Origin of the sequence: Cryobacterium flavum (assembly GCF_900103805.1) — a bacterium.
Lineage (GTDB): Bacteria > Actinomycetota > Actinomycetes > Actinomycetales > Microbacteriaceae > Cryobacterium > Cryobacterium flavum.
Window position 1 is genome coordinate 312,962 of sequence record NZ_FNIB01000002.1, and the last position, 21,192, is coordinate 334,153.

Consider the following 21,192-nt stretch of genomic DNA (forward strand, 5'->3'; position numbering starts at 1 on the left):
TGCCAGGCGCGCCAGCAGGTTTACCTAGCGCCAGTAGCTCTCGGCGCTCGAAGCGGGCGCGCCAGGGCGAGCGAACGGGCTACCGGGCGGCGTCCAGGCGCGCCGCGGCGAGCATCTCGGCGGCGGCGAGCGTCGTGATCTCATTGGCGCGGGCATCCGTGAAGATCTGGGTCAGCACGGAGCCGATGCCCGCGACGCGCGCGGTGATCTGCGCGAGGTCGGCGTTCGGTTCGCTCGCCATGGCGAGGTAGACGACCCCGCCGGCGTTGACGACGAAATCCGGTGCCCAGAGGATGCCTCGCGCATCCAGCTGGGCCGCCCCGGCCGGTGTCGCAAGCTGGTTGTTGGCGGCGCCGCAGACGCCGAGCACGTTCAGCTCCGCGATGACGGATGCGCTCAGTACGCCGCCGAGGCCGCACGGCACGAACAGGTCAGCGTGTACCCGGTGGGCGTCGGCGACGGACACCCAGCTGGCTCCAAGTTCGTCGGCGAGGGCACGCTTGTCGGGGTTGATGTCGGTGACGGTGAGGGTGGCGCCGGCTGCGGCGAGTGCCCGCGCGAGGCGTCCGCCGACCTGGCCGAGTCCGGAGATGACGAGGTGGCGGCCCGGCACCTCGCGGCTGCCGAACAGGGCCTCCAGGGTGGATTCGATGCTCGAGTAAACTCCGGCCGCTGTGGCATCGGCTGGTTCGCCGACTCCGCCGCTCGCGGCGGGCAGTCCGCAGACGTGGCTCGTGCGTTCGGCGACGATGGCCATGAGTTCGGCGCTCGTGCCCACGTCTTCGGCGGTCATGTAGGCACCGTTCAGGCTTTCGATGGCGTCGCCGAGGTCGAGCATGGCCAGGCGTTTCTGGGCGTCGGTGAGTACGGTGCCGAGCGGCAGGTAGATCACCGATTTGCCGCCGCCAAGGTTCAGACCGGCGGCCGCGTTCTTGAGGGTCATGGCGGCGGAGAGCCGCAGAGCGTCGGCGACCGCGTCGGTCCAGCTCGCGTACTGCCAGAGGCGGGCGCCGCCGAGGGCCTGGCCGAGGCGGGTGGAATGAACGGCCACCGTGATCAGCAGTCCGGAGCGTTCCCCGCTCGTGATCAGCACTTTCTCGTGGGACAGTGTTGTCTGCGCGAGGGAGTCGAGGGCGGCGGCTGGATGCGTGAGGGTCATGGAAACTCCGTTGTCTCGGGCTTTGTGGGCCGAATGCGGCGGAGCCGGTGTGTGGCACCGCCTCGAACAGGATAACCGGCCCAGACATGCAAAAAGCACCCCCGATTCAATATCGCGCGGTGCTTCTCGCGTTTGTTCTAGTGGAAGAAGTGACGCTCCCCGGTGAAGTACATCGAGACACCGGCCGCGGTGGCCGCGGCGATGACCTCGGGGTCGCGCACCGATCCGCCGGGCTGCACGACCGCCGCGACGCCGGCGTCGAGCAGAACTTCGAGCCCGTCAGCGAAAGGGAAAAACGCGTCCGACGCAGCGACCGATCCCTCGGCGCGTTCGCCAGCCCGGCTCACAGCGAGGTGACAGGAGTCGACCCGGTTGACCTGGCCCATTCCCACACCGACGGATGCCCCGGCGTGCGCCAGCAGAATCGCGTTCGACTTCACGGAACGGCAGGACTTCCACGCGAATTCCAGGTCGGCGCGGGTGGCAGCATCCACTTCGGGGCCGGCCACGAGAGTCCAGCCGGCCGAGCTGAAGCCCTCAAAGCTGTCGGTCTCCTGCACGAGCAGGCCGCCGGAAATCTGGTGCAGTTCGAGCGAGGAACGCTCGTAGTCGGCCGGCAGTTCGAGCAGGCGGATGTTCTTCTTCTTGGTGAGCAGTTCCACCGCGGCGGGTTCGAAACCGGGGGCGACGAGCACCTCGGTGAAGATCTCGCTGATGGTTTCGGCCATGCCGAGGGTGACGACGCGGTTCGCGGCGATCACGCCGCCGAACGCGGAGATCGGGTCGCAGGCGTGCGCGCGCAGGTGCGCGGAGGCGATGGCATCCGGTGCATTGGGCTTGGCAACGGCGATGCCACACGGATTGGCGTGCTTGACGATGGCGACGGCCGGCTCACTGAAGTCGAAGGCGGCGCGCACCGCGGCATCCGCGTCGACATAATTGTTGTACGACATTTCCTTGCCGTGCAGCTGCTTGGCCTGGGCGATGCCCCGGCCGCCTTCGCCCACGTAGAGCGCGGCAGCCTGGTGCGAGTTCTCGCCGTAGCGCAGAATGGCGTCGCGGGTGACCTCGATACCGAGGCCGGCGGGAAAGGTGGATTCCTCTTCGTCGTCGTCGTCGATGGTGGAGAACGTGACGTCTTCGCCCAGTGCCTCGGTGTCGTCCTGCCACTGGTCGTAGACGTTCTCGGTGAACCACGCCGAGACGCTGAGGTCGTAGTCGGCGGTGTGCTCGAAGGCGAGCGAGGCGAGCTTCTGGCGCAGTTTGAGGGTCGAGCCACCATCCGCGACGGCGGCGATGATCTCGCCGTAGTTGGCCGGGTCGACGACGATGGCCACGTTCGCGTGGTTTTTAGCGGATGCCCGCACCAATGCCGGCCCACCGATGTCGACCTGCTCGATCACATCGGCCGGCTCTGCGCCGCTCAGGGCGGTCTCGACGAAGGGGTACAGGTTGACGACGACGAGCTGGAACGCCTTGATGCCGAGCTCTGTGAGCTGAGCTTCGTGCGTTTCGAGCCGCAGGTCGGCGAGGATGCCGGCGTGCACGCCGGGGTGCAGAGTCTTGACCCGGCCGTCGAGGGACTCCGGAAAGCCGGTGACCGCCGCGACATCGGTTACGTCTATGCCGGCGGCGCGAATGGTGGCCGCCGTCGAACCGGTGGAGACGATTTCGACGCCATCCGCTTTCAGGGCTGCGGCGAGCTCGACCAGGCCGGACTTGTCGCTCACGGAGATGAGTGCGCGCTCGATTACGATCTGGTCGCGGTTACGGTACGAGCTGGGCGCGTTGGTGTGTCCACTCATGCGTTGGAGTTCTCCTTGAGGTTCATGTGTCCGTTGGCGATGTCGAGCACGGCCTGGATGAGCAGGCGACGCTCGACGATCTTGATGCGATTCTGCAGGGAAGTTTCGGTATCGCCTGGCAGCACGTCGACGCGTTCCTGCACCAGGATGGGGCCCTCGTCGACACCGTTGTCGACCACGATGATGCTCGCACCGGTCTGCACGGCCCCGGCAGCGAGGGTGTCACGCACCGCGTGTGCGCCCGGAAATTCGGGGAGGTAGGCCGGATGCGTGTTGATCAGGTTCGGCGACAGCGCGGCGACCACGCGCGGCGGCAGCAGGCGCATCATGCCGCTGAGCACGACCAGGTCGGGCTGCCACTGCTGAATTTGCGAAAGTAGTTCGTCGCCCCAGGCGGCGCGGTCGGGAAACGACGAGAAGGGAACGGAGAAGGTCGGGATGCCGAATTCGACGCCGAGTTCGAGGCCGTCGGCGTCACGGTCGGCGCCGATCGCCACGATTCTGGCGGGAAACTCGGCGTCTTCTGACGCCTCCAGCAGGGCTCGCAGATTCGATCCTCCGCCGGAGATCAACACGACAATAGACAGCACGGTCCTGAGCTTACCGTTTGGCGGCACGCACCGAGGGGAGCCGAACGCGGCCGGCCAGCATGCCGAGGGCCGCTGCAACGCCGATTTCGGCTGCCGCGAGGGCGCCGACCAGCAGCGGATTTGGCCCGACCAGGGCGAGGCGACCGGGGCCCATGGCGCCCGCCGACCACCAGGCCAACAAGCCGAGGAGCGCCCCGCCGACGACGCCCATGCCCAGTCCGGTGAGCACGTGCTCGAGGCTGGTGCGCTCTGGCGCTCCCCGACGGTCAAGAAATTGCCGGGTCACGACGGCGAGGATAAAGCCCAAGAGCACGGGCACGAGCAGCCCGAGAAAGCCGTAGGCCGGAGTGCCCTGCGGCAGCGCACCGAACAGCGGCAGACCGGGCAGGGTGCCAACCACGGTGCCGATCGGCGAGACGGTGGTGCCGACGCCGAGCGCGATGCCGGGCCCGACGAACCAGGCGGCGGCCCAGATCACCAGGTTGGGAATGAGTGCGAGCTGCGCCAGGGTGATGGTGGCGCCGCCGAAAACGCCGGCCTGAACCGCCTCGTAGAGCCCGATGATGGTCGCGTAGTTGAGGGCGATGAGCGCGGTCACGGCCACAGCCGAAACGATGAGAACGCCGGCGGCGGCGGCGGTTCCGCCGCGCAGGGCGCCCTCGATGACGGTGCGAGTGGTCTGCGGCATGCGCTGGTACCACGAGCGGATGCCGCGACTCACACGGTCCAGACCCTCCACGGCCCCCGCAGCCTTGCGCCGCCCCAGTTCGGCCCCCACCAGAACTCCGGCAGCGTAGACGAGCGTCGGCAGCAGCAGCCCCTGCAGTTGGTTGGGTGCCACCGTTTTCGACACGGCGGACAGGGTCACGAGCGCGGCCAGAATGGCATACGTGCCCACGGCGACGCCGACGCCGGTCCAGCGGTGCGGGGTCTCGGCCGCGCGACGGCCGGTGTGCACGCCCATGAGCACGCTCAGCATGGCGAAACCGAGCGGCACGACCGAGATGAGGAAGGGAGTGTCGGCGCCGGCCAGGCCGAGGGCTGCGGCGACGTCGGGGCCGAGTTGCACCGTGAGGTCGACGCCGTTGCCGAGCAGCCAGATATCGGCGGCCGCCCGCCAGAACACGAACCATTCCACCGACAAGCCGAAATGGGCGGCCCAGAGTACGGTGAGCGGCACCATGGCAATGCCAATACCAATGGCGACAACAAGTAGAGCCTCGAGAGCGGCGAGCAGGGCGGTCGTTATGCGGTTCATCCGTTGCGAGCCTATATCGCCGGGCCGACAATGCTCACCAGCACGCGCCCACGCTGAGCTTCTACCCCGGCCTCCGTTCATAACTGCGGATATTCTGCCGTCGCGGCTCGGGCGCGCGCGAACCGCCGCGTCGTCGCGCGGCCCGCCTCGGGCATCCGCTGAAATATCCGCAGATTGGAACGCCACGCGCGCAAAAGGGGCCCGCCGACGTTCCGGCGAGCCCCTCATTAAAGCGATCTACAGTGCGGCGAGTGCCTCGCGCAGCAGGGTGGCAGCCTCGCTCGGCGTCTTGCCGACCTTGACTCCGGCGGCCTCGAGGGCCTCCTTCTTGCCTTGGGCGGTTCCGGCTCCGTCGGAGACGATGGCGCCGGCGTGGCCCATGGTCTTACCCTCGGGCGCGGTGAAACCGGCCACGTAGCCGATGACCGGCTTCGTGACGTGCGCCTTGATGTACTCGGCGGCCTTCTCTTCAGCGTCGCCGCCGATTTCGCCGATCATGACGATCGCCTTGGTCTCCGGGTCGTTCTCGAAGGCTTCGAGCGCATCGATGTGCGTGGTGCCGATGATGGGGTCGCCACCGATGCCGATCGCGGTGGAGAAGCCCAGGTCGCGCAGTTCGTACATCATCTGGTAGGTCAGCGTGCCCGACTTGGAGACGAGTCCGACCGGGCCCTTGACGGTGATGTTCGCCGGCGTGATGCCGACGAGTGCCTCACCGGGCGTGATGATGCCGGGGCAGTTCGGGCCGATGATGCGGGTCTTGTTGCCCTTTTTGATGGCGTAGGCCCAGAACTCGGCCGAGTCCTGCACGGGAACACCCTCGGTGATAATGACGAGCAGCGGAATCTCGGCGTCGATCGCTTCGATGACGGCGTCCTTGGTGAACACCGGCGGTACGAAGACGATGGAGACGTCGGCGCCGGTCTTCTCGATGGCTTCTTTGACGGTGCCGAAGACGGGGAGTTCAACGTCGCCGTGCACGACAACGCTGCCGGCCTTGCGAGCGTTGACGCCACCGACGACCTGGGTACCGGCCTTGAGCATGAGGGCGGTGTGCTTGGAGCCCTCACCTCCGGTGATGCCCTGAACGATGACCTTGGAGTCCTTGTTGAGGAAGATTGACATTCTGAGTTGTCCCTTACTTCGCTGCGTGGGCGAGTTCGGCGGCCTTGGCGGCGCCCTCGTCCATGGTGGCGGCCAGTGTTACGAGCGGGTGGTTCGCCTCGGAGAGGATGCGACGACCCTCCTCGACGTTGTTGCCGTCGAGGCGCACCACGAGCGGCTTGTTGGCGCTCGAACCGAGCTCGGCGAGCGCGCCCACGATGCCCTTGGCGACGGCGTCACACGCGGTGATACCGCCGAAGACGTTGACGAACACGCTCTTGACCTGCGGGTCACCGAGAATGACGTCGAGGCCGGCGGCCATGACCTCAGCGGATGCTCCGCCCCCGATGTCGAGGAAGTTGGCCGGCTTGACGCTGCCGAAGTTCTCGCCGGCGTAGGCGACGACGTCGAGGGTACTCATGACCAGTCCAGCGCCGTTGCCGATGATGCCGACTTCACCGTCGAGCTTCACGTAGTTGAGGCCGGCAGCCTTGGCCTTGGCTTCGAGCGGGTCAGCCGCAGCGGCATCCTCGAGGAGGGCATGCTTGGGGTGACGGAAGTCGGCGTTCTCGTCGATCGTGACCTTGCCGTCGAGCGCGATGATGTCGCCCTCTTCGGTGAGGACGAGCGGGTTGACCTCGACCAGGGTCGCGTCTTCACCCTTGAATACGTTGTACAGCTTGACGAAGACCGGAGCGACCTTGTCGACGAGGTCGGCCGGGAACTTGGCGTCGATCGCGATCTGCTTCGCAACGGCGAGGTCGATGCCGACCATCGGGTCGACGGCCGTGTAGGCGAGCGCTTCGGGCTTCTCGACAGCGAGAACTTCGATCTCCACGCCACCCTCGTAGCTGGCGAGCGACAGGTAGGACCGGTTGGACCTGTCCAGCAGCACGGAGAAGTAGAACTCCGCCTTGATGCGGGCGCCGCCGGCCACCATGACGCGGTGAACGGTGTGGCCCTTGATGTCCAGGCCCAGAATGTCGCGACCGGCGGCCTCGGCGTCATCCGGAGTCTTAGCTACCTTGACGCCGCCGGCCTTGCCGCGGCCGCCAACCTTGACCTGTGCCTTGACGACGACAACGCCACCGAGCTTCTCGGCCGCTGCACGTACTTCGGCGGGGGTGTCCGCGATGATGCCCGGCAGAACCGGTACACCATATTCCTCAAAGAGGTCTCTCGCTTGGTACTCGTAAAGATCCACGCTGCTCTTCCAATCCGCGTCTTGGCGATCACACCGCCGGTGAAGATATATGAGGTTGTTGGTAACAGCAGTCCGGCCGTAAATTAGCTCGACATCAAGACATACTGGCCCTTGAAAACTCTATCGCGTGAATTGAACGTCACGGCGCACACCATAGGCGCCCGAAACGGCGCTGTGCCGCCACAAAATGCCAGCGCGAAGGCTAGCCACACCTTGCTGGACGACGCCGCCACCGAGTGCTTATCTAGTGCTATGACTGATCTTGCTCAAGCGGTGGAACCGCACGCCGCCGGGCTCGCCTCCCGGCTGAACTGGCTGCGCGCCGGTGTTCTGGGCGCGAACGACGGCATCGTCTCCGTCGCCGCCCTCGTCGTCGGAGTCGCCGCCGCGACCACCGATTCCAATGTGATTCTCATCGCCGGTGTCGCGAGCCTGCTCGCCGGCGCGATTTCGATGGCCCTCGGCGAGTATGTGTCGGTGAGCAGCCAGCGCGACTCCGAACGCGCCCTCATCGCCAAAGAAACCTGGGAACTCGAGAACGAGCCCGACGAGGAACTCGCCGAACTGGCCGGATTCTACGAGGCCAAGGGGCTCTCCAGCCAGACCGCCCAACAGGTGGCAATCGAGCTCACCGAGCATGACGCCCTCGCCGCGCACCTCGAAGTCGAGCTGCACATCACCGAGCAGGATGTGTCGAATCCCTGGCACGCGGCGTACGCATCCGCTATCGCATTCACCGTCGGCGCTGCACTGCCCCTGCTCGCCGTGCTGCTGCCACCGGCCGAGTGGCGCATCGGAGCCACTTTCTTCGCGGTGCTGGTGGCCCTCGTCATCACCGGCTGGCTCAGCGCCCACCTCGGCAACAGCCCCAAGCCGCGTGCCATCGCCCGCATCGTCATCGGCGGCATTCTCGCCCTCGCGGTGACCTATGTCATCGGTGCGCTGATCGGCGGCGGCATCTAGGACGATGGCTCACAGGCAACTCCGGGTTACGCCCTCATCGCGTGGATAGGCTGAAAATATGGCATCACTGCACATCGGGGCTGGCCCCATTCCTCGATCATCAATCCGCACCGCTGGCGTGCTCGACGCGGTCCTCGTTCTGGCCTTCGCCGCGATCGGCCGTCTCAGCCACGGCGAGAGCCTGGCCGGCATCGGCGTGACCTACTGGCCGTTCCTCGGCGGTCTGATCATCGGCTGGCTGGTGCTGCGTGCCTGGCGTCACCCACGCACGATCGTCTGGACCGGCATCGGCATCTGGATCGCCACCGTGGCCGGCGGCCTGCTGCTGCGCCTGGCCAGCGGCCAGGGCGTGCAGCTCAGTTTCGCGATCGTCACGACTATCGTGCTCGGCGTGTTCCTGCTCGGCTGGCGGGCCATCGCCGCGCTCGTGCAGCGCGCCTCTCGCCAGCGGATGCCGACCCCCGCCTAGTCTGTCGGCCGCAACGGTTCTAGCCGGCGGCGATTGCGTCAAAGAGCAGGTAGACGCCGAACAGGCTGGCCGCCATCAGAGCGGCCAGCGCGAGCGCCACTGCCCGGTCTGGCCAGCGGCGACCTCCGCCGAGAGCCAGGAGCAGGCCCAGGGCGCCCTCGCCCCACCACTGCGGGCCGCCGATCAGCAGCGCGCCGTAGAACGCCTCGCCGAGGACGAGCCCGCTCATCACGGCCAAACCCAATCGGTGCGCGAGCGGATGCCGTCGGCCGGCCAGGTCACCCGCCAGCCCACACAGCGCGCCGGCGCCGATGGCGACGATCCCCCACAGCACGAGCACGCGGGGTGGCTGCGACTCCGGGCCGAGCACGGCCCAGGTTGCGACCATCGCCGCCAGCGCGGTCACGCCAAGCAGGATCGCGCGCGACCCGCGGGTTCGGGTCAGCGCTGCAACGGTGAACGGAAGCAGGCCCCACAGCGCGCTGGTGTTGGCGAGCGTGGTCCACGGCTCCGGCAGCACTGCATACAGCGCGCGGGCCAGCAGCCCGGTCGCGATCCCGGCGCCGACCGCCACGAGCAGACTGCGGGCGAGCATCGCTGGCCGACGCATCCGTTCGTCGGTCAGGGTCATGCTGCGAGCCTAGGGTGTTGCACGCCGCCTCCTGGGCGGGCGGGCGGCGCCCAGCCGGATCTGCGCCTAGGCGAGCACCTTGAGGCCGGTGTTCCAGTTGTACGAGGCGTGTGCCGGGTTGACCTGCAGGGTCATGATGAGCAGTTGGAAGCCCTCGAGCTCGCGGGCGCGACGCAGCGGGCCGACATCGATGGGGTTGAGTCCGGCGTCGGCGACGAACGACTCGACGGCGGCTTTGGCCGTGTCGGAGTCACTCGCGACGAACACGTCGAGCGGCTGGCCGGCGACCGACCCGGTGACGAGCGTGCCAGCGAAGGTCGTGTTGAAGGCCTTAACGATGTTGACGCCGTCAGCGGCGAGCTTGGCGAGCTCTTCGACCGCTGAGGTGCCGGGGGCGACGGTGAGGGAGTCGAAGGTCGTGAAGTCGACCGGGTTGGTGATGTCGATCACGGTCTTGCCGGCGAGTGCGGCGCCGTAGCCGGTCACGAGGGTGCGAGCCGCGTCGTAGGGAACGGCTAGCACGACGATGTCGCCGTCGACGGCAGCGAAGTCGACCGGGCCGTTGGTCACGGATGCCCCGAGTTCGGCAGCGAGCGCCGCCGCCTTGGCCAGGTCCTGGCCGAGAATCTGCACGCTGCGGCCGGCCGCAACTGCACGGGTTCCGATGCCGCGAGCCATGTTGCCGCTGCCGATGATAACGATGTCAGTCATTAGAATTCTCTTTCTATTGGGGGGGTGAGGCCTGTTGGTCGTATTCACGATGTGGATGTAACTTACTTGAAGCAACAACTAAAACCTAGGGCTTTTTAGTTGAAACGTCAAGTCAACTGGTAGATTGTCTGTTATGACTTCCCCTCCCCCACGCACCCCGGAGCCGCGCTGGCTCACCGAGGACGAGCGCATCGCCTGGCTGCGCCTGATGGCGGTCACGATGCTGCTCCCGGCCCGCCTGGAGTCCGAGCTGAAACGTGACGCCGGCCTCAGCCACTTCGAGTACTACGTGCTCGCCATGATCTCCGAGAACGACGAACACTCGTTGCCGCTCAGTGAACTCGCCTCACGCACCAACTCCTCCCTCTCCCGGCTCTCGCACGTGCTCACCCGCCTGGAAACGCAGGGCTACATCACCCGCTGTGCCTCGCAAGCGGATGCCCGCGCCTCCCTGGCCCGCCTCACCGAAACGGGCTGGCAGAAGGTCGTCGCCAGCGCTCCCGGCCACGTCGATGAGGTGCGCACCGTGGTGTTCGACCCGCTCACCGCCCGCCAGGTCGGCCAACTCAGCGAGATCTGCGGTCGACTGCTCGGCACTCTCGACCCCGACCACCGCCTGCTCGATAACGACTGACCAAGCACGACCGGTCAGCCACGACCGAACAGCTGATCAGTACCGGTCGTCGTTGTCGAAGTCGAGATCGGCGTAGGCGTCTGGATCCAGATCGAGGTCGAAGCTGCGGTCGATCAAGCGCCAGGTACAAACTGTCCGGGCAGTCTGAAATGACCTATTCGGCCCGGCGCAGCCCCGGTGTCGCGAGCAACTGGCCGTCACGCAACACGGCGAGAACATCGATGGGAAAGCGCTCGGTCATTTCGTTCAGCGTCGCCTCGCCGCCAGCCACGATCGCCGTCGCGAGCACGTCGGCCGTGACGATATCGGCGGCAAAAACGCTCACCTGGCGAAACGGCGACGGCTCACCGTTCAACGCCGTCCAGATGTGCTCGCCGCGTTCCGCGCTGCCCGAGGTGGCCACGGCTCGAAGCGGATGCCGCAGCGGCACGCTCGCAATCACGTCACCCCGATCGAATGGATTAACGATCGCCACGACCCATTCGAGGTGCTCGGTCACCGCGGCCGGCGTCGCCACTCGATGCCCGGTCGGCATCGCACTGTCGGCGGACTCCCACGCCTCAAATCGTTCGCCCGGCTGACCACTGACCAGCACGTCACCGCCGGCGTTGATCGACCAGTCGGCGAAGCCGCTCGCGATCAGGGCAGCCCCGGCTTCGGCGATGGCGAGCGCCTTGATCACCCCGGACAAGTCGATCACGCCATCCGCACGATGCGGAGTGAATACGCCCCGGGTGCGATCCCGCCAGTCCAACGTGAGGGCGTAACAGTTGCGCAAGCTCTCACTCGCGTCGGTCAAACGGATGTCCCCGCGCGCGACCCGAGACAGCTCCGAGTCGTCTCGGTAGAGGCTGAATTGCTGATCCCAGCGCCGAAACACTGTCTCGACCAGGTCACCGGCAGCGGTATCGGCAGCGAAATCGCCGAGTCGCAAACTGACGACGGTGCCCATCGTTGCAAAGGTGAGCGCGGGCATCCGCTCAGAGTCGCGGCACACGGCAGGCACCTAGAACCCGGCCATATCGAGGGCCGACTGCAGCGACCGCAGGTAGCCCTGGGTCGTGTAGGTGGCGCCACTCACGTTTTGCACGCTCGCGGATTGGGCCGCGAGCACCTCGGAGCGCAAGATCGGCGCGGCCTGGTTGCTGATGGCAACCGATCGGCCGCCACGGTTGGTCAGCTGCAGCGGAGTGACCTCGGTGATCGCCCCGTTGGCGATCGTCACGGACACCTGCATGTTGCCGAACTGGGTGGCGACGACCGAGCCGGTGAAGCTTCCCGATTGCGACGATGCGGTCGCCGCGGTGGCTGCAACCGCGTTGGCAGCCGCAGCTGCGTCGGCCGCGGCTGTTGCTACTGCCGCCGCATCCGCTGCTGCCTTCGTCGAGGCAGCAGTGTTGGCGGCATCGGCCTGGGCTTGGGCTGTGGCCGCAGCGTCGGCGGCCGCTTTCGCGGTCGCTGCGGCCTGGGCGGCGGCATCCGTTGCGGCCGAGGCGGCGGTGGCTGCGCCGGTACCGGTACCGGTGGCTGCGGTCAGGCTCTGCGAGGCGTCGATAGCCTGCGAGCCGAGCTGCCAGCCGATGCCGACGATCGAGACGGAGGCCAGTGCGGCCAGTGCTACGGCACGTGCTCTCACCAGTCAAACCTTTCGTAGTGGATCTGCTTCTTGGGGACCCCGCCGGCGCGGGCGTCTCGCACAACGGCGTCGGTCCACGGGCGGGGACCGCAGATGTAGATATCGCAGTGGAGCAGTTCGGGCACGATCTTGCGCAGGGTGATGCCGGCGCGGGCGGCATCCGCTGGCAGCCAGGTACTCACGCCCTTGGGACGTTTTCCGGCGATGATGCGCAGTTCAGCGCCGCGCACCCGGCACAGGTCGGTCAGCTCGTCGACCAGGTAAGTATCGCCGAGGCTGTGCGAGCGCAGCAGCACGGTGGCGTTGCCCGGCGCGAACGATACCGTTTCCAGCAGCGAGCGGATGGGGGCGACGCCGATGCCGGCGGCGATCAAGACGACGCGGGGCGACGTGCGAGCGTTCTCGGTGAAGAGCCCGTACGGGCCTTCGAAGCTCACTCGGGTGCCGCGCTTCAGCTGCGGAAGCTGCTGCGAGGCATCGCCGAGACCGCGCACCGTGATGCGCAGTCCGCGCTCGCTCGGCGCTGACGACAGGGAGAAGGGGTGCGCCTGCCACCAGAGTCCGTGGGACCAGAACCGCCAGACGAAGAACTGCCCGGAGGTCGCCCGGAGTTTGTCCAGCTGCCGGCCGGTCAGTGTGATGGAGACCACGCCCGGAGCGACGGCGTCGATGCGGTCGACGATCAGCTGATGACGCAATGACCGGGAGACCGGAAGCAGAAAGCGAAACACGATGATGGAGCCGGCGACCGCCACGTAGAGGGCGAGCCAGTAGTAGCGGGCAATGGCCCCCTCGCTGAGCAGGTTGCCGACGCTCAGCTGGTGCGGGATGGCGCCCAGCACCGAGAGGTAGGCGAGCAGGTGCACGGCGTGCCAGGCCTCGTAGCGAAACTTACGGCGCACGACCACGAGCGAGGTGATCACGACACCGAGCATGAGCGCGAGGCCGAGGAAGGCGAGCGGCATGTCGGGCAGGGTCGTGAACATGTTCCAGACCTCGACGAACACGTTCACGTTTTCGGCGAGGGCATAGCCGGTGATGAGCAGCGCCGCATGGCCGAGGATGAGATAGAGGGCGGGCTTGCCGAGCGACTGGTGCACGGCCATGGCTTGGTCGTGTCCGAAAGCGCGGTCGATCGGGGGCAGCCGCGCGGCCAGCACGAGCATCACGAGCAGCAGGTCGGTTCCGACCAGTCCGGCGACGATTCCGAGCGAGGTGAAAGCGTCGGCCGGAGCGGAGAACTTGGCTGCTCCCCCGTCGGCGAGAAAGATGGCGATGACGATGGCGACCGACGCCACGCAGAGAATCTGCAGGCTGTCGGCGAGGCGCATCCGCTTCTGGTAGGCGGGATGCTGCAACGCCGTACGGGTGCGGCGTGTGGGCGCCTGGCCGGTTCGGTTGGTGCGCGTGTCGAGGCTCATGAGTAGAGCATCGACCGGGGGGCCATCGAACAGCTATCGATAACCTGTGAACAGTCTGTGTGTCGTCAATGCCTGTTTTTCAGCCGGACTCTCGCCCGCGCGAGCAGCACGATCACCAGGGCGAAGACGCGGCGCAGCACGGTCTCGAGCACGCGATCGACCAGCAGCGCCGGAACCGGTACCGGGCTGGTGAGGTGCAGCACGGTGAGGGCGAGCGGGGTCACGAACAGCAGGGCGGCGCCGTAGTGTCGGCCGATCAGAATCTCGGCGCCGAGCTGGCCTGACGGGCCGGGCAGCAGATGATCGCGAGCATGAGTGTGCCGGCAACGGTGACCGTGCGCAGCCGCACCCGGTAGGGCTCGTTCCGGCCGAACAGCGCTGTCATGGCGCCGAAGGCCGCGTAGGCGGCCCAGTCGAGCTGGCCGGTGAGCACGAGAACGGTGAGTGGCAGCGCGGCGGCGACCGCTGCCCGGGTGGCGACCTCGAACTGGAAGGAGCGCAGGTTGAGCGCCCACTGCCTCAAGGATTCGGGCTGGCGCAAGGAATCGGGCTGGCGCAGGGATTCGGGCTGGCCCGGTTCCGGCCCTGGCGCGGGTTGAACGGGGTGCTCGCTAGATCTTTTCGATCGGGGCGATCTTGATCAACAGCTTTTTGGCGCCCGCAGTGTCGAACTGCACGTGCGCGATGCGCTTGGTACCTTCGCCGGTGACCTGGTTGACCCGGCCCTCGCCGAAGTCGTGGTGGCGAATGCGGTCACCCGCCTGAAGCTCGAGGCCACCGTTGTCGCGCACCGTTCCGGTGATCTTGTTCGCCCACTCCGTCTTCGGCTTGCCGGGCGGCAGGCCGACCGGTTGTTTGCTGGTGCCGTAGCTGCTGCGCCCGCCGTAACCATCGTTCGAGCCGGTGCCCAGTGAATTACCGAACCCACCGAAGCCACCGTCGCGTCGCGCATTGAGGGCTCGCGGCTGGGTGCCACCACGGGAATTGGCCATGCCCGGCGACTGCTTCCAGTCGATCAGGTCGGCCGGAATCTCCTGTAGGTATCGACTCGGCATGGCCACGTTGATGTCGCCGAACTGAGCGCGGGTCATGGCGAGGGAGAGGTAAAGCCGTTTGCGGGCGCGGGTGATGCCCACGTAGAACAGGCGGCGTTCCTCGGCCGGGCCGCCGGGCTCGTTCGCCGACATCTGGTGCGGAAGCAGCCCCTCTTCCACTCCGGTGAGGAACACTGCCTCGTATTCGAGGCCCTTCGCGGTGTGCAGGGTCATCAGGGATACGGTTCCCGAGGCATCGTCGAGGTCGTCGGCGGCGGCCACGAGTGACACCTGGGTGAGAAAGTCGACGAGACCGCCGTCGGGGTTCTCCTTGTTGAAGTCCTTGGTCTGGGCCACGAGCTCTTCGATGTTCTCGGCGCGCACCTCGTCTTGAGGATCGCGGCTGTTTCGTAAGCCGGCGAGCAGCCCGCTGCCGTTCAACAGAAATTCGAGCACTTCGGAGACGTTGGCACCGCCGACCGGCACGCCGTCGTCGGTGACCGAGGTCGGTACCAGCATGAGCGCGGCGGCATCGAGCAGTTCGGCGAGTTCGAGGATGGCGCCGGTCACCTTGGGGCCGAGGCCGAGCGCGGCGGAATTGCGCATGGCTTGGCGAAAGGTGAGTTCGTTGTCGTCGGCGAAGCTCGACAGACCGGTTTCGGTGGCCGGGCCGATGCCGCGCTTCGGGGTGTTGAGGATGCGGCGCAGGGCGAGTTCGTCGACCGGGTTGGCGACGGCGATGAGGTAGGCCAGGGCGTCCTTGATCTCGGCCCGCTCGTAGAACTTGGTGCCGCCGACCACCCGGTAGGGGGTCGCGGAGCGCACCAGGATTTCTTCGAGCGCTCGGGTCTGGGCGTTGGTGCGGTAGAACACGGCCATGTCTCGGTAGGCCATGCCGGCCGCGTGCAGCACCTGGATTTCGTCGGAGACGAACTGGGCTTCGTCGTGCCCGGAGTAGGCGGTGAAGCCGACGATCTTCTCGCCGTCGCCGCCGGCGCTCCACAATTTCTTGTCTGTACGGTCGAAGTTGTGGCCGATCACGGCGTTCGCCGCCGAGAGAATATTCTGGGTCGACCGGTAGTTCTGCTCGAGCAGAATCACCCTAGCGCCCGGGTAGTCCCGCTCGAACCCGCTGATGTTGCGGGTGTCGGCGCCACGGAAGGCGTAGATCGATTGGTCGGAATCGCCGACCACGGTGAGTGACGCCCCGGGGATGGCGCCGGACGCGTCGCGCAGGTTGCGCACGTGCACGCCGTCGTCTTCCATCTCCTGGGCGAGCTCGGGCGTGACCGGTCGGGTGAGCTCGTGCACGAGGGCGTACTGGGCGTGGTTGGTGTCCTGGTATTCGTCGACCAGCAGGTGCCGAAAGCGGCGCCGGTAGAGCGCGGCGACCTTGGGAAAAGCACGGAACAGGTAGACCGTCTCGCCGATAAGGTCGTCGAAGTCGAGCGCGCTCGCTGCGCGCAGTCGGGCCTGGTACTGCCGAAAAATCTCGACGAACATGACCTCCTGCGGGTCGCTCATGTTGGCGTTGCGCGCATAGGAATCGGCATCGGCGAGCTCGTTCTTGAGCTTGGAGATCTTGGCGCCCGCTGACCCCGGCGTGAATCCGTAGGTATCGGCGTCGAGGCCCTTGATGATGCGCTTGAGCGTGACCTTGGTGTCGGCCGAGTCGTAGATGCTGAACGTGCTGGACAGGCCGATCTTTTCGGCTTCGCGGCGCAGGATGCGCACGCAGGAGGAGTGGAAGGTGCTGATCCACATGCCGTCTGAGCCCTGCCCGAGGATGGCGTGCACCCGCTCGCGCATCTCGGCGGCGGCCTTATTGGTAAAGGTAATCGCGAGAATCTGGCTCGGCCAGGCATCGCGGGTTTCGAGCAGGCTCGCGACGCGACGGGTGAGCACACTGGTCTTGCCCGACCCGGCGCCAGCGATGATGAGCAAGGCCTGGCCGCGGTATTCCACGGCCTCTTTCTGCTGCGGGTTGAGCCCGTCAAGCAAGGGACTCTGCTGCGTACCGCCCGGGCCTGCATACCCATTGGAATCGAGAATGATCGGCGTGGCCGAGCGGCCGGTGGTGACGGGTGCGGATTCCGCGTTCAGAGGTGTGGTCATGTCGGTTTCCAGTGTAGGCGAGGCCCCTGACACGAGGCCGGGATGACGCCCACGGGTCAGCGCCGCTCGTCGCGCACGTGCACGGCCAGATCGGGGTGGTCGGCGAACACCCCGTCGACGCCCGAGTCGAAAATCAGGCGAAACTCGGATTGCCAGTGGCCGAAATCCGCCTTTCGGGTGCCGCTCTGAAAGGTTGTCTCCAGAAACTTGTTCTCCGGGCGCAAAGTCCAGCAGTAGACCTCCAGTCCGGCGGCGTGCGCATCCTCGACCAGAGCGGAGGCCCCGATCACGTCACCCGCGTCATCCGTTTTGAGGATGAGCGACTTGGGAACGCTGATGCCGTCCACCCCGATGTCACTCGTGGCCGTGCTCGAGCCCATGCTGCTGCGGGAGCCGCCGGCCGAGCGGCCCGCCGCCAGGCTCGAGAGCCCGCCAGCGGTGAGGTGGGCGGCGTAGCTGAGCGCACCGGCCCCGTACTCGGCGAGTTGGTCGGCCGGGTGCCCCTGGTCTTCGAGCAGAAAGATGCGTTTGCCACGCACGCCCTGGGCCCGAACCTGCGCGAGCACGCTCGGTTCGAAGCTCTCCACGGTGAGCCGGTCGGTGTTCCAGCCTGCGGCGGAGACCTCGGCGGCGAACAGCTCGGGCAGTGGCAGGTCGAGGCTCGCGAAGTAGTTGCTGTGCTTGATTTCGGCCACGATACCGAGCACCCGGTCGGTGTGTTCGGCTGCGTCATCGACCAGGTCGAACAGGTCGCGCAGGCGCAGGATCGGCTGTTGGTCGTCGAAGGTGGTGTTGCCCTGCCGCAGGGCGGGCAGTCGTTCCCTGGCCCGCAGGGTGCGCAGTTCGTCCCAGGTGAAGTCCTCGGTGAACCAGCCGGTGACGAGCGTTCCGTCGATGTGTTTCTCGGTGCGGCGAGCGGAGAATTCGGCGCGGGTGGCGACATCCGTTGTGCCGGAGATCTCGTTTTCGTGGCGGATCACCAGCACCCCGTCGCGGGTGGCGACGAGGTCGGGTTCGACCGCGTCGGCGCCGAGGCCGAAGGCGAGGTCGAATGCGCTGCGGGTGTGCTCGGGCCGGTGCCCGCTCGCCCCGCGGTGGCCAATCACGATCGGTTGCATGGTTTCAGGCTAACAACGGGGCCAGAACGGATGCTGGGGGCCGGCATCCGCTCACAGCGAAATGGGTGCGAAACACCGCCTGCAATGCTGCAAATCGGCTGATCCCCTGCACATTCGCACGTGCTCTCGGGTACCGTGGAAGAAGTGCCGCACCAGGCGCACCCAAACTCCACCAGCTGATTGTGAGTACAGCAACACATGGCATCCTCCAACCCCGCTTTCTCCCGCAACGAGGCGTTCGGCCCTCGCGGCGCAGTGGCGTCGTCGCAGGCCCTCTCGGACAACGATCTGCAGTCGATGTACAACCGGCCCTCGGCCGGTGCGCAGGACACCGAACGCATGACCTACGAAGACACCATCACCAAGACCGGCCTCGGCTTCGCGCTGCTGCTCGTCGCGGCAATGATCTCCTGGGTTGCTACCCCGGTGCTCCCGTTCCTGTTCATTCTGGGTGCCATCGCCGGTTTCGTGCTCGGTCTGGTCAACACCTTCAAGAAGGAGCCGTCCGCTCCGCTCATTCTCGCCTTCGCCGGGGCCCAGGGCCTGTTCGTCGGCGGCATCTCGCGCTTCTTCGAGGACCTCTACGGGGGCGTCGTGATGCAGGCGGTTCTCGCCACCCTCGTAGTCGTCGGTGTCACGCTCGCCCTGTTCAAGAGCGGCAAGATCCGCGCCTCGAAGAAAGCCACCAAGATCTTCCTGGTCGCCATGATCGGCTACGCCGCGTTCTCGCTGATCAACTTCGGCATGATGCTGTTCGGCGCCACCGACCAGGCCTTCGGCATGCGCAGCCAGAGCATTAGCATTCTCGGCTTCGACATCAAGCTCGGCATCCTCATCGGCCTGCTCGCTGTACTCCTGGCCGCGTACTCGCTCGTGCTCGACTTCGACTTCATCCAGAAGGGCGTCAACAACCGCCTGCCGCGCAAGTACGGCTGGACCGGCGCGTTCGGCATCATCATGACCGTCGTCTGGCTCTACGTCGAAATGCTGCGCATCTTCGTGCTGACCCGCGAGTAGCGGCATCCGCTTGATCAGGCGCCCTCGTCATTTCGGAACGGGGGCGCTTTTTCGTACCCCACGCACGCCACACTGTGGTTGGCTTAAGCAATGAGTTTCACTGACCTGCACGCGCTGGCTCCCCTCGAATCCACCGGCGTGAACGCCACGTTCGGCTACATCGGCAGCGGCATCGTGCTCCTCGGGCTCGCCTGGGTGGTCGTGCTCGCCATCCGCCGCTACCTCAAAGCGCCCAAAGACTGACTAAACGGATGCCCGCGCCGGGGTCATCCCATGTGCGCCCCCAATATCGGCAGTCGCTACGCCGGTTACCGTAGCGGTCACCCGTTTCGGGCGCGGCCACGGGCAAACCTGGGTCGATGCAGGGAGAAACCGCGTTTCGGGGTCCTGGCGACGATGACGGCCGCGATCGAGCCGAGCACGATGACGATTCCCGCGATCTGAATCGGGGCAAGGTGCTCTCCGGCGATCGCCCAGCCGAGCACGATGGCCACGACGGGGCTCAGCAGGCCGAGGAATGCGATGGTGCTCGCGGGCAGGCGCGCAATGCCGTGGAACCAGGCGACGTAGGCGAGTGCCGTGCCGGCCACAGCGAGGTACGCGTAGCCGGCGAGGTTGGCCACGGTCAGCGGCGTGGTCGGAAGGCCTTCGAGCAGGAGCAAAACGGGCAGCAGGCTGAGCCCGCCCGCGATGAGCTGCCACGAGGTCGTCGCCAGCAGCGGCGCCGGCTGCCCCCACTTCTTGGAGAGCACGATGCCCGAGGCCATGCAGACCGTGCCGCCGACAGCGGCCAGGATCCCGATAGCGTCAAGCCTCGCCTGCGATTGGAGCACGATGAGGCTGACGCCGAAGGCACCGGTCGCGCCGCTCGCCAGAACGCGTCCGGTCATCCTCTCGTGCAGCACGCGACTGGCGAGCAATGCGACCACGAGCGGCTGCAGGCCTCCGACGATGGCGGCCACTCCGCCAGGGAGCCGGTAGGCCGCGATGAAGAGCAGCGCGAAGAACGCCCCGATGTTGAGCACGCCGAGCACCCAGGACTTCCACCACCATTCGCCGCGCGGCAATCGGCGGCAGAGCACCAGGAGCAGCAGCCCTGCGGGGAGCGCGCGCAGGAATGCCGCGAGCAGCGGCCGATCCGCGGGCAGCAACGCCGTCGTCGTCAGATAGGTGGTTCCCCAAAGAACGGGAGCCAGGGCGGTGGTCGCCAACAGAAGGAATCGGTTGCTAAGCACTTAGCTATTATAGCTAAGTGCTTAGCAATTGATAGTGTGGAACCATGACAGACCAGGTCGATCGAATCCTCGAGCAGTGGAGCACCGAGAAGCCCGACCTGGATGTCTCCCCGATGGCCGTCATCGGCCGCTTGAGTCGCACCGCTCTGGCCGTCGAGTCCCGCCTGGCCGCGACCTTTGCGCGGTACGGCCTGGACGCATCCTCTTTCGACGTGCTCGCGACGCTGCTGCGGAGCGGTGCGCCCTACCGGATCTCCCCGGCGGCACTGGCCCGCGATGCGATGATCTCGACGAGCGCGGTGGCCCAGCGCCTGAACAAACTTCAGACGCGAGGTTTGGTCAGCCGAGAGGCGAACCCCGACGATGGCCGCGGTATCCTGGTCGCGCTGACGGATGCCGGTAAGCGGCTCATCGACGCCGCCCTGGCCCCGCACGTCGAGACCGAGCGAACCATCACCCAGATTCTTTCTGACGACGAACAATCGCTTCTGGTGGGGCTGCTGCAGAGGATCAACGCTGCGGCAACCCACGGACTGAACGAATCAGCGCAGCGAACGCAGGTAGCGTCGGCGAACGATGAGTTGAGCGACCCGAAGTAGTGGGTAGAGGGCGCGCCACGGCTGCTGCGGGGCCGCCCGCGTCAGCGATCGCACCGTGAGATGCACTTCGTTGCCGTGGCGGTGCACGATGAACGCCTCCTCGCCACTGACCGGATGCCCGGGCAGCGTTCGATAGGCGAACCCGACCCGGTTCGGCTCGTCGACGACAGAAACGACCTCCACCGGTTCGACGACGGTCAGCGCGATCAGGCGTGCCGTGACGATTACCCGGTCGCCGGGCGACACCGGCGCCGCCGAATCCACGGCAAACCCGCTCGCCGTCTTCACCCGCCAGCGCAGCACATCCCCGGCGGCGCGCTCCCACACCGCGTCACCGCTGCCCACGACCGCTGACACTTCCGAGCGCCGGAATTTCGGATCGCTCGCCGGCCAGTCGTGAAGTTCAGGGCTGGCCATGATTCTCCTTCGCGCCGAGCCTTAGGGTGTGGGTCATCTGCCCAGTCAATCGCAACGGCGACGGTTTCAGTC

23 protein-coding genes are annotated in these 21,192 nt (G+C 66.6%); 6 read left to right on the forward strand and 17 right to left on the reverse strand.

Annotated elements, in window-relative coordinates; genetic code table 11:
- Window positions 1–79 precede the first annotated feature (79 nt).
- From BLS91_RS03700 to sucC, 6 genes are all read right to left on the reverse strand, one after another.
- Window positions 80–1,159 carry a Glu/Leu/Phe/Val dehydrogenase dimerization domain-containing protein gene (locus BLS91_RS03700; protein ID WP_092339315.1) on the reverse strand — a complete coding sequence of 360 codons (1,080 nt, stop codon included), beginning with the start codon at window positions 1,157–1,159 and terminating at the stop codon, window positions 80–82.
- Between the two features lie 137 nt (window positions 1,160–1,296).
- A complete protein-coding gene (gene purH, locus BLS91_RS03705) occupies window positions 1,297–2,964 on the reverse strand; it encodes a bifunctional phosphoribosylaminoimidazolecarboxamide formyltransferase/IMP cyclohydrolase (protein ID WP_092339317.1) in 1,668 nt (555 codons plus the stop codon).
- Entirely contained in the window at window positions 2,961–3,554 is a 594-nt protein-coding gene (purN, locus tag BLS91_RS03710) for a phosphoribosylglycinamide formyltransferase (RefSeq protein ID WP_092339319.1), read from the reverse strand. The genes purH and purN overlap by 4 nt, the downstream gene beginning before the upstream one ends.
- Window positions 3,555–3,564: 10 nt before the next feature.
- Window positions 3,565–4,812 (reverse strand): cell division protein PerM, encoded by a 1,248-nt coding sequence (locus BLS91_RS03715; RefSeq protein ID WP_092339321.1) that lies wholly within the window; start codon window positions 4,810–4,812, stop codon window positions 3,565–3,567.
- Between the two features lie 237 nt (window positions 4,813–5,049).
- Window positions 5,050–5,937, reverse strand: coding sequence for a succinate--CoA ligase subunit alpha (gene sucD / locus BLS91_RS03720; protein ID WP_092339322.1), 888 nt, complete (start codon window positions 5,935–5,937; stop codon window positions 5,050–5,052).
- A 13-nt stretch (window positions 5,938–5,950) separates the two neighbouring features.
- The gene (gene sucC / locus BLS91_RS03725; protein WP_092339324.1) at window positions 5,951–7,120 is read right to left on the reverse strand and encodes an ADP-forming succinate--CoA ligase subunit beta; all 1,170 of its coding nucleotides are present in this window, start codon (window positions 7,118–7,120) and stop codon (window positions 5,951–5,953) included.
- Between the two features lie 252 nt (window positions 7,121–7,372).
- Between sucC and BLS91_RS03730 the strand changes: the two genes are divergently transcribed.
- Window positions 7,373–8,083 (forward strand): VIT1/CCC1 transporter family protein, encoded by a 711-nt coding sequence (locus BLS91_RS03730; RefSeq protein ID WP_092339326.1) that lies wholly within the window; start codon window positions 7,373–7,375, stop codon window positions 8,081–8,083.
- 58 nt (window positions 8,084–8,141) lie between these two features.
- Entirely contained in the window at window positions 8,142–8,552 is a 411-nt protein-coding gene (locus BLS91_RS03735) for a DUF3054 domain-containing protein (protein ID WP_092339328.1), read from the forward strand.
- Window positions 8,553–8,571: 19 nt separating this feature from the next.
- Here the strand turns inward: BLS91_RS03735 and BLS91_RS03740 are convergent, their stop codons facing one another.
- Together BLS91_RS03740 and BLS91_RS03745 are read right to left on the reverse strand one after the other, a co-directional pair.
- Entirely contained in the window at window positions 8,572–9,183 is a 612-nt protein-coding gene (locus tag BLS91_RS03740; RefSeq protein ID WP_092339330.1) for a DUF6518 family protein, read from the reverse strand.
- Window positions 9,184–9,249: 66 nt separating this feature from the next.
- Window positions 9,250–9,894, reverse strand: coding sequence for an NADPH-dependent F420 reductase (locus tag BLS91_RS03745; RefSeq protein ID WP_092339332.1), 645 nt, complete (start codon window positions 9,892–9,894; stop codon window positions 9,250–9,252).
- A 133-nt stretch (window positions 9,895–10,027) separates the two neighbouring features.
- Between BLS91_RS03745 and BLS91_RS03750 the strand changes: the two genes are divergently transcribed.
- A complete protein-coding gene (locus BLS91_RS03750) occupies window positions 10,028–10,528 on the forward strand; it encodes a MarR family winged helix-turn-helix transcriptional regulator (protein ID WP_092339334.1) in 501 nt (166 codons plus the stop codon).
- Between the two features lie 154 nt (window positions 10,529–10,682).
- Here BLS91_RS03750 and BLS91_RS03755 read toward each other — a convergent pair whose 3' ends face one another.
- The 7 genes from BLS91_RS03755 to BLS91_RS03780 all read right to left on the reverse strand — a co-directional run bounded on the left by BLS91_RS03755 (window position 10,683) and on the right by BLS91_RS03780 (window position 17,852).
- Window positions 10,683–11,525, reverse strand: coding sequence for an FAD:protein FMN transferase (locus BLS91_RS03755; protein WP_241983018.1), 843 nt, complete (start codon window positions 11,523–11,525; stop codon window positions 10,683–10,685).
- A gap of 9 nt (window positions 11,526–11,534) precedes the next feature.
- A complete protein-coding gene (locus BLS91_RS20480) occupies window positions 11,535–12,164 on the reverse strand; it encodes an FMN-binding protein (RefSeq protein WP_241983017.1) in 630 nt (209 codons plus the stop codon).
- Window positions 12,161–13,585 (reverse strand): ferredoxin reductase family protein, encoded by a 1,425-nt coding sequence (locus tag BLS91_RS03765; protein WP_241983016.1) that lies wholly within the window; start codon window positions 13,583–13,585, stop codon window positions 12,161–12,163. Before BLS91_RS03765 ends, BLS91_RS20480 begins: the two co-directional genes overlap by 4 nt.
- Window positions 13,586–13,650: 65 nt before the next feature.
- Window positions 13,651–13,809: a hypothetical protein gene (locus BLS91_RS19855; protein ID WP_158252816.1), complete on the reverse strand. Its 159-nt coding sequence runs from the start codon at window positions 13,807–13,809 to the stop codon at window positions 13,651–13,653.
- A gap of 32 nt (window positions 13,810–13,841) precedes the next feature.
- Window positions 13,842–14,108 (reverse strand): hypothetical protein, encoded by a 267-nt coding sequence (locus BLS91_RS03770; protein WP_092339336.1) that lies wholly within the window; start codon window positions 14,106–14,108, stop codon window positions 13,842–13,844.
- A gap of 88 nt (window positions 14,109–14,196) precedes the next feature.
- The gene (locus BLS91_RS03775; RefSeq protein WP_092339338.1) at window positions 14,197–16,734 is read right to left on the reverse strand and encodes an ATP-dependent helicase; all 2,538 of its coding nucleotides are present in this window, start codon (window positions 16,732–16,734) and stop codon (window positions 14,197–14,199) included.
- 56 nt (window positions 16,735–16,790) lie between these two features.
- The gene (locus BLS91_RS03780; RefSeq protein ID WP_092339340.1) at window positions 16,791–17,852 is read right to left on the reverse strand and encodes a glycerophosphodiester phosphodiesterase family protein; all 1,062 of its coding nucleotides are present in this window, start codon (window positions 17,850–17,852) and stop codon (window positions 16,791–16,793) included.
- 198 nt (window positions 17,853–18,050) lie between these two features.
- Here BLS91_RS03780 and BLS91_RS03785 point away from each other — a divergent pair, with 198 nt between their 5' ends.
- Together BLS91_RS03785 and BLS91_RS19860 are read left to right on the forward strand one after the other, a co-directional pair.
- The gene (locus BLS91_RS03785) at window positions 18,051–18,869 is read left to right on the forward strand and encodes a Bax inhibitor-1/YccA family protein (protein ID WP_092339342.1); all 819 of its coding nucleotides are present in this window, start codon (window positions 18,051–18,053) and stop codon (window positions 18,867–18,869) included.
- Window positions 18,870–18,959: 90 nt separating this feature from the next.
- Entirely contained in the window at window positions 18,960–19,112 is a 153-nt protein-coding gene (locus BLS91_RS19860) for a hypothetical protein (protein ID WP_159433820.1), read from the forward strand.
- Between the two features lie 77 nt (window positions 19,113–19,189).
- Here the strand turns inward: BLS91_RS19860 and BLS91_RS03790 are convergent, their stop codons facing one another.
- Window positions 19,190–20,104 carry a DMT family transporter gene (locus tag BLS91_RS03790; protein ID WP_092339344.1) on the reverse strand — a complete coding sequence of 305 codons (915 nt, stop codon included), beginning with the start codon at window positions 20,102–20,104 and terminating at the stop codon, window positions 19,190–19,192.
- Window positions 20,105–20,148: 44 nt separating this feature from the next.
- Here BLS91_RS03790 and BLS91_RS03795 point away from each other — a divergent pair, with 44 nt between their 5' ends.
- Window positions 20,149–20,703 (forward strand): MarR family winged helix-turn-helix transcriptional regulator, encoded by a 555-nt coding sequence (locus BLS91_RS03795; protein WP_092339346.1) that lies wholly within the window; start codon window positions 20,149–20,151, stop codon window positions 20,701–20,703.
- Here BLS91_RS03795 and BLS91_RS03800 read toward each other — a convergent pair.
- A complete protein-coding gene (locus BLS91_RS03800; protein ID WP_092339348.1) occupies window positions 20,647–21,120 on the reverse strand; it encodes a DUF1990 family protein in 474 nt (157 codons plus the stop codon). The two genes, BLS91_RS03795 and BLS91_RS03800, sit on opposite strands and share 57 nt — an antisense overlap.
- Window positions 21,121–21,192 lie beyond the last annotated feature (72 nt).

Bases quoted from the DNA above. Each gene is read 5' to 3' on its own strand.
- purH (WP_092339317.1), bottom strand. From the start codon at position 2,964: ATGAGTGGACACACCAACGCGCCCAGCTCGTACCGTAACCGCGACCAG.
- BLS91_RS03780 (WP_092339340.1), bottom strand. From the start codon at position 17,852: ATGCAACCGATCGTGATTGGCCACCGCGGGGCGAGCGGGCACCGGCCC.
- BLS91_RS03800 (WP_092339348.1), bottom strand. From the start codon at position 21,120: ATGGCCAGCCCTGAACTTCACGACTGGCCGGCGAGCGATCCGAAATTC.
- BLS91_RS03765 (WP_241983016.1), bottom strand. From the start codon at position 13,585: ATGAGCCTCGACACGCGCACCAACCGAACCGGCCAGGCGCCCACACGC.
- BLS91_RS03750 (WP_092339334.1), top strand. From the start codon at position 10,028: ATGACTTCCCCTCCCCCACGCACCCCGGAGCCGCGCTGGCTCACCGAG.
- BLS91_RS19860 (WP_159433820.1), top strand. From the start codon at position 18,960: ATGAGTTTCACTGACCTGCACGCGCTGGCTCCCCTCGAATCCACCGGC.
- BLS91_RS03700 (WP_092339315.1), bottom strand. From the start codon at position 1,159: ATGACCCTCACGCATCCAGCCGCCGCCCTCGACTCCCTCGCGCAGACA.
- BLS91_RS03795 (WP_092339346.1), top strand. From the start codon at position 20,149: ATGACAGACCAGGTCGATCGAATCCTCGAGCAGTGGAGCACCGAGAAG.
- BLS91_RS03745 (WP_092339332.1), bottom strand. From the start codon at position 9,894: ATGACTGACATCGTTATCATCGGCAGCGGCAACATGGCTCGCGGCATC.
- BLS91_RS03730 (WP_092339326.1), top strand. From the start codon at position 7,373: ATGACTGATCTTGCTCAAGCGGTGGAACCGCACGCCGCCGGGCTCGCC.
- BLS91_RS03785 (WP_092339342.1), top strand. From the start codon at position 18,051: ATGGCATCCTCCAACCCCGCTTTCTCCCGCAACGAGGCGTTCGGCCCT.
- sucD (WP_092339322.1), bottom strand. From the start codon at position 5,937: ATGTCAATCTTCCTCAACAAGGACTCCAAGGTCATCGTTCAGGGCATC.
- BLS91_RS03775 (WP_092339338.1), bottom strand. From the start codon at position 16,734: ATGACCACACCTCTGAACGCGGAATCCGCACCCGTCACCACCGGCCGC.
- BLS91_RS03715 (WP_092339321.1), bottom strand. From the start codon at position 4,812: ATGAACCGCATAACGACCGCCCTGCTCGCCGCTCTCGAGGCTCTACTT.
- BLS91_RS03735 (WP_092339328.1), top strand. From the start codon at position 8,142: ATGGCATCACTGCACATCGGGGCTGGCCCCATTCCTCGATCATCAATC.
- BLS91_RS03740 (WP_092339330.1), bottom strand. From the start codon at position 9,183: ATGACCCTGACCGACGAACGGATGCGTCGGCCAGCGATGCTCGCCCGC.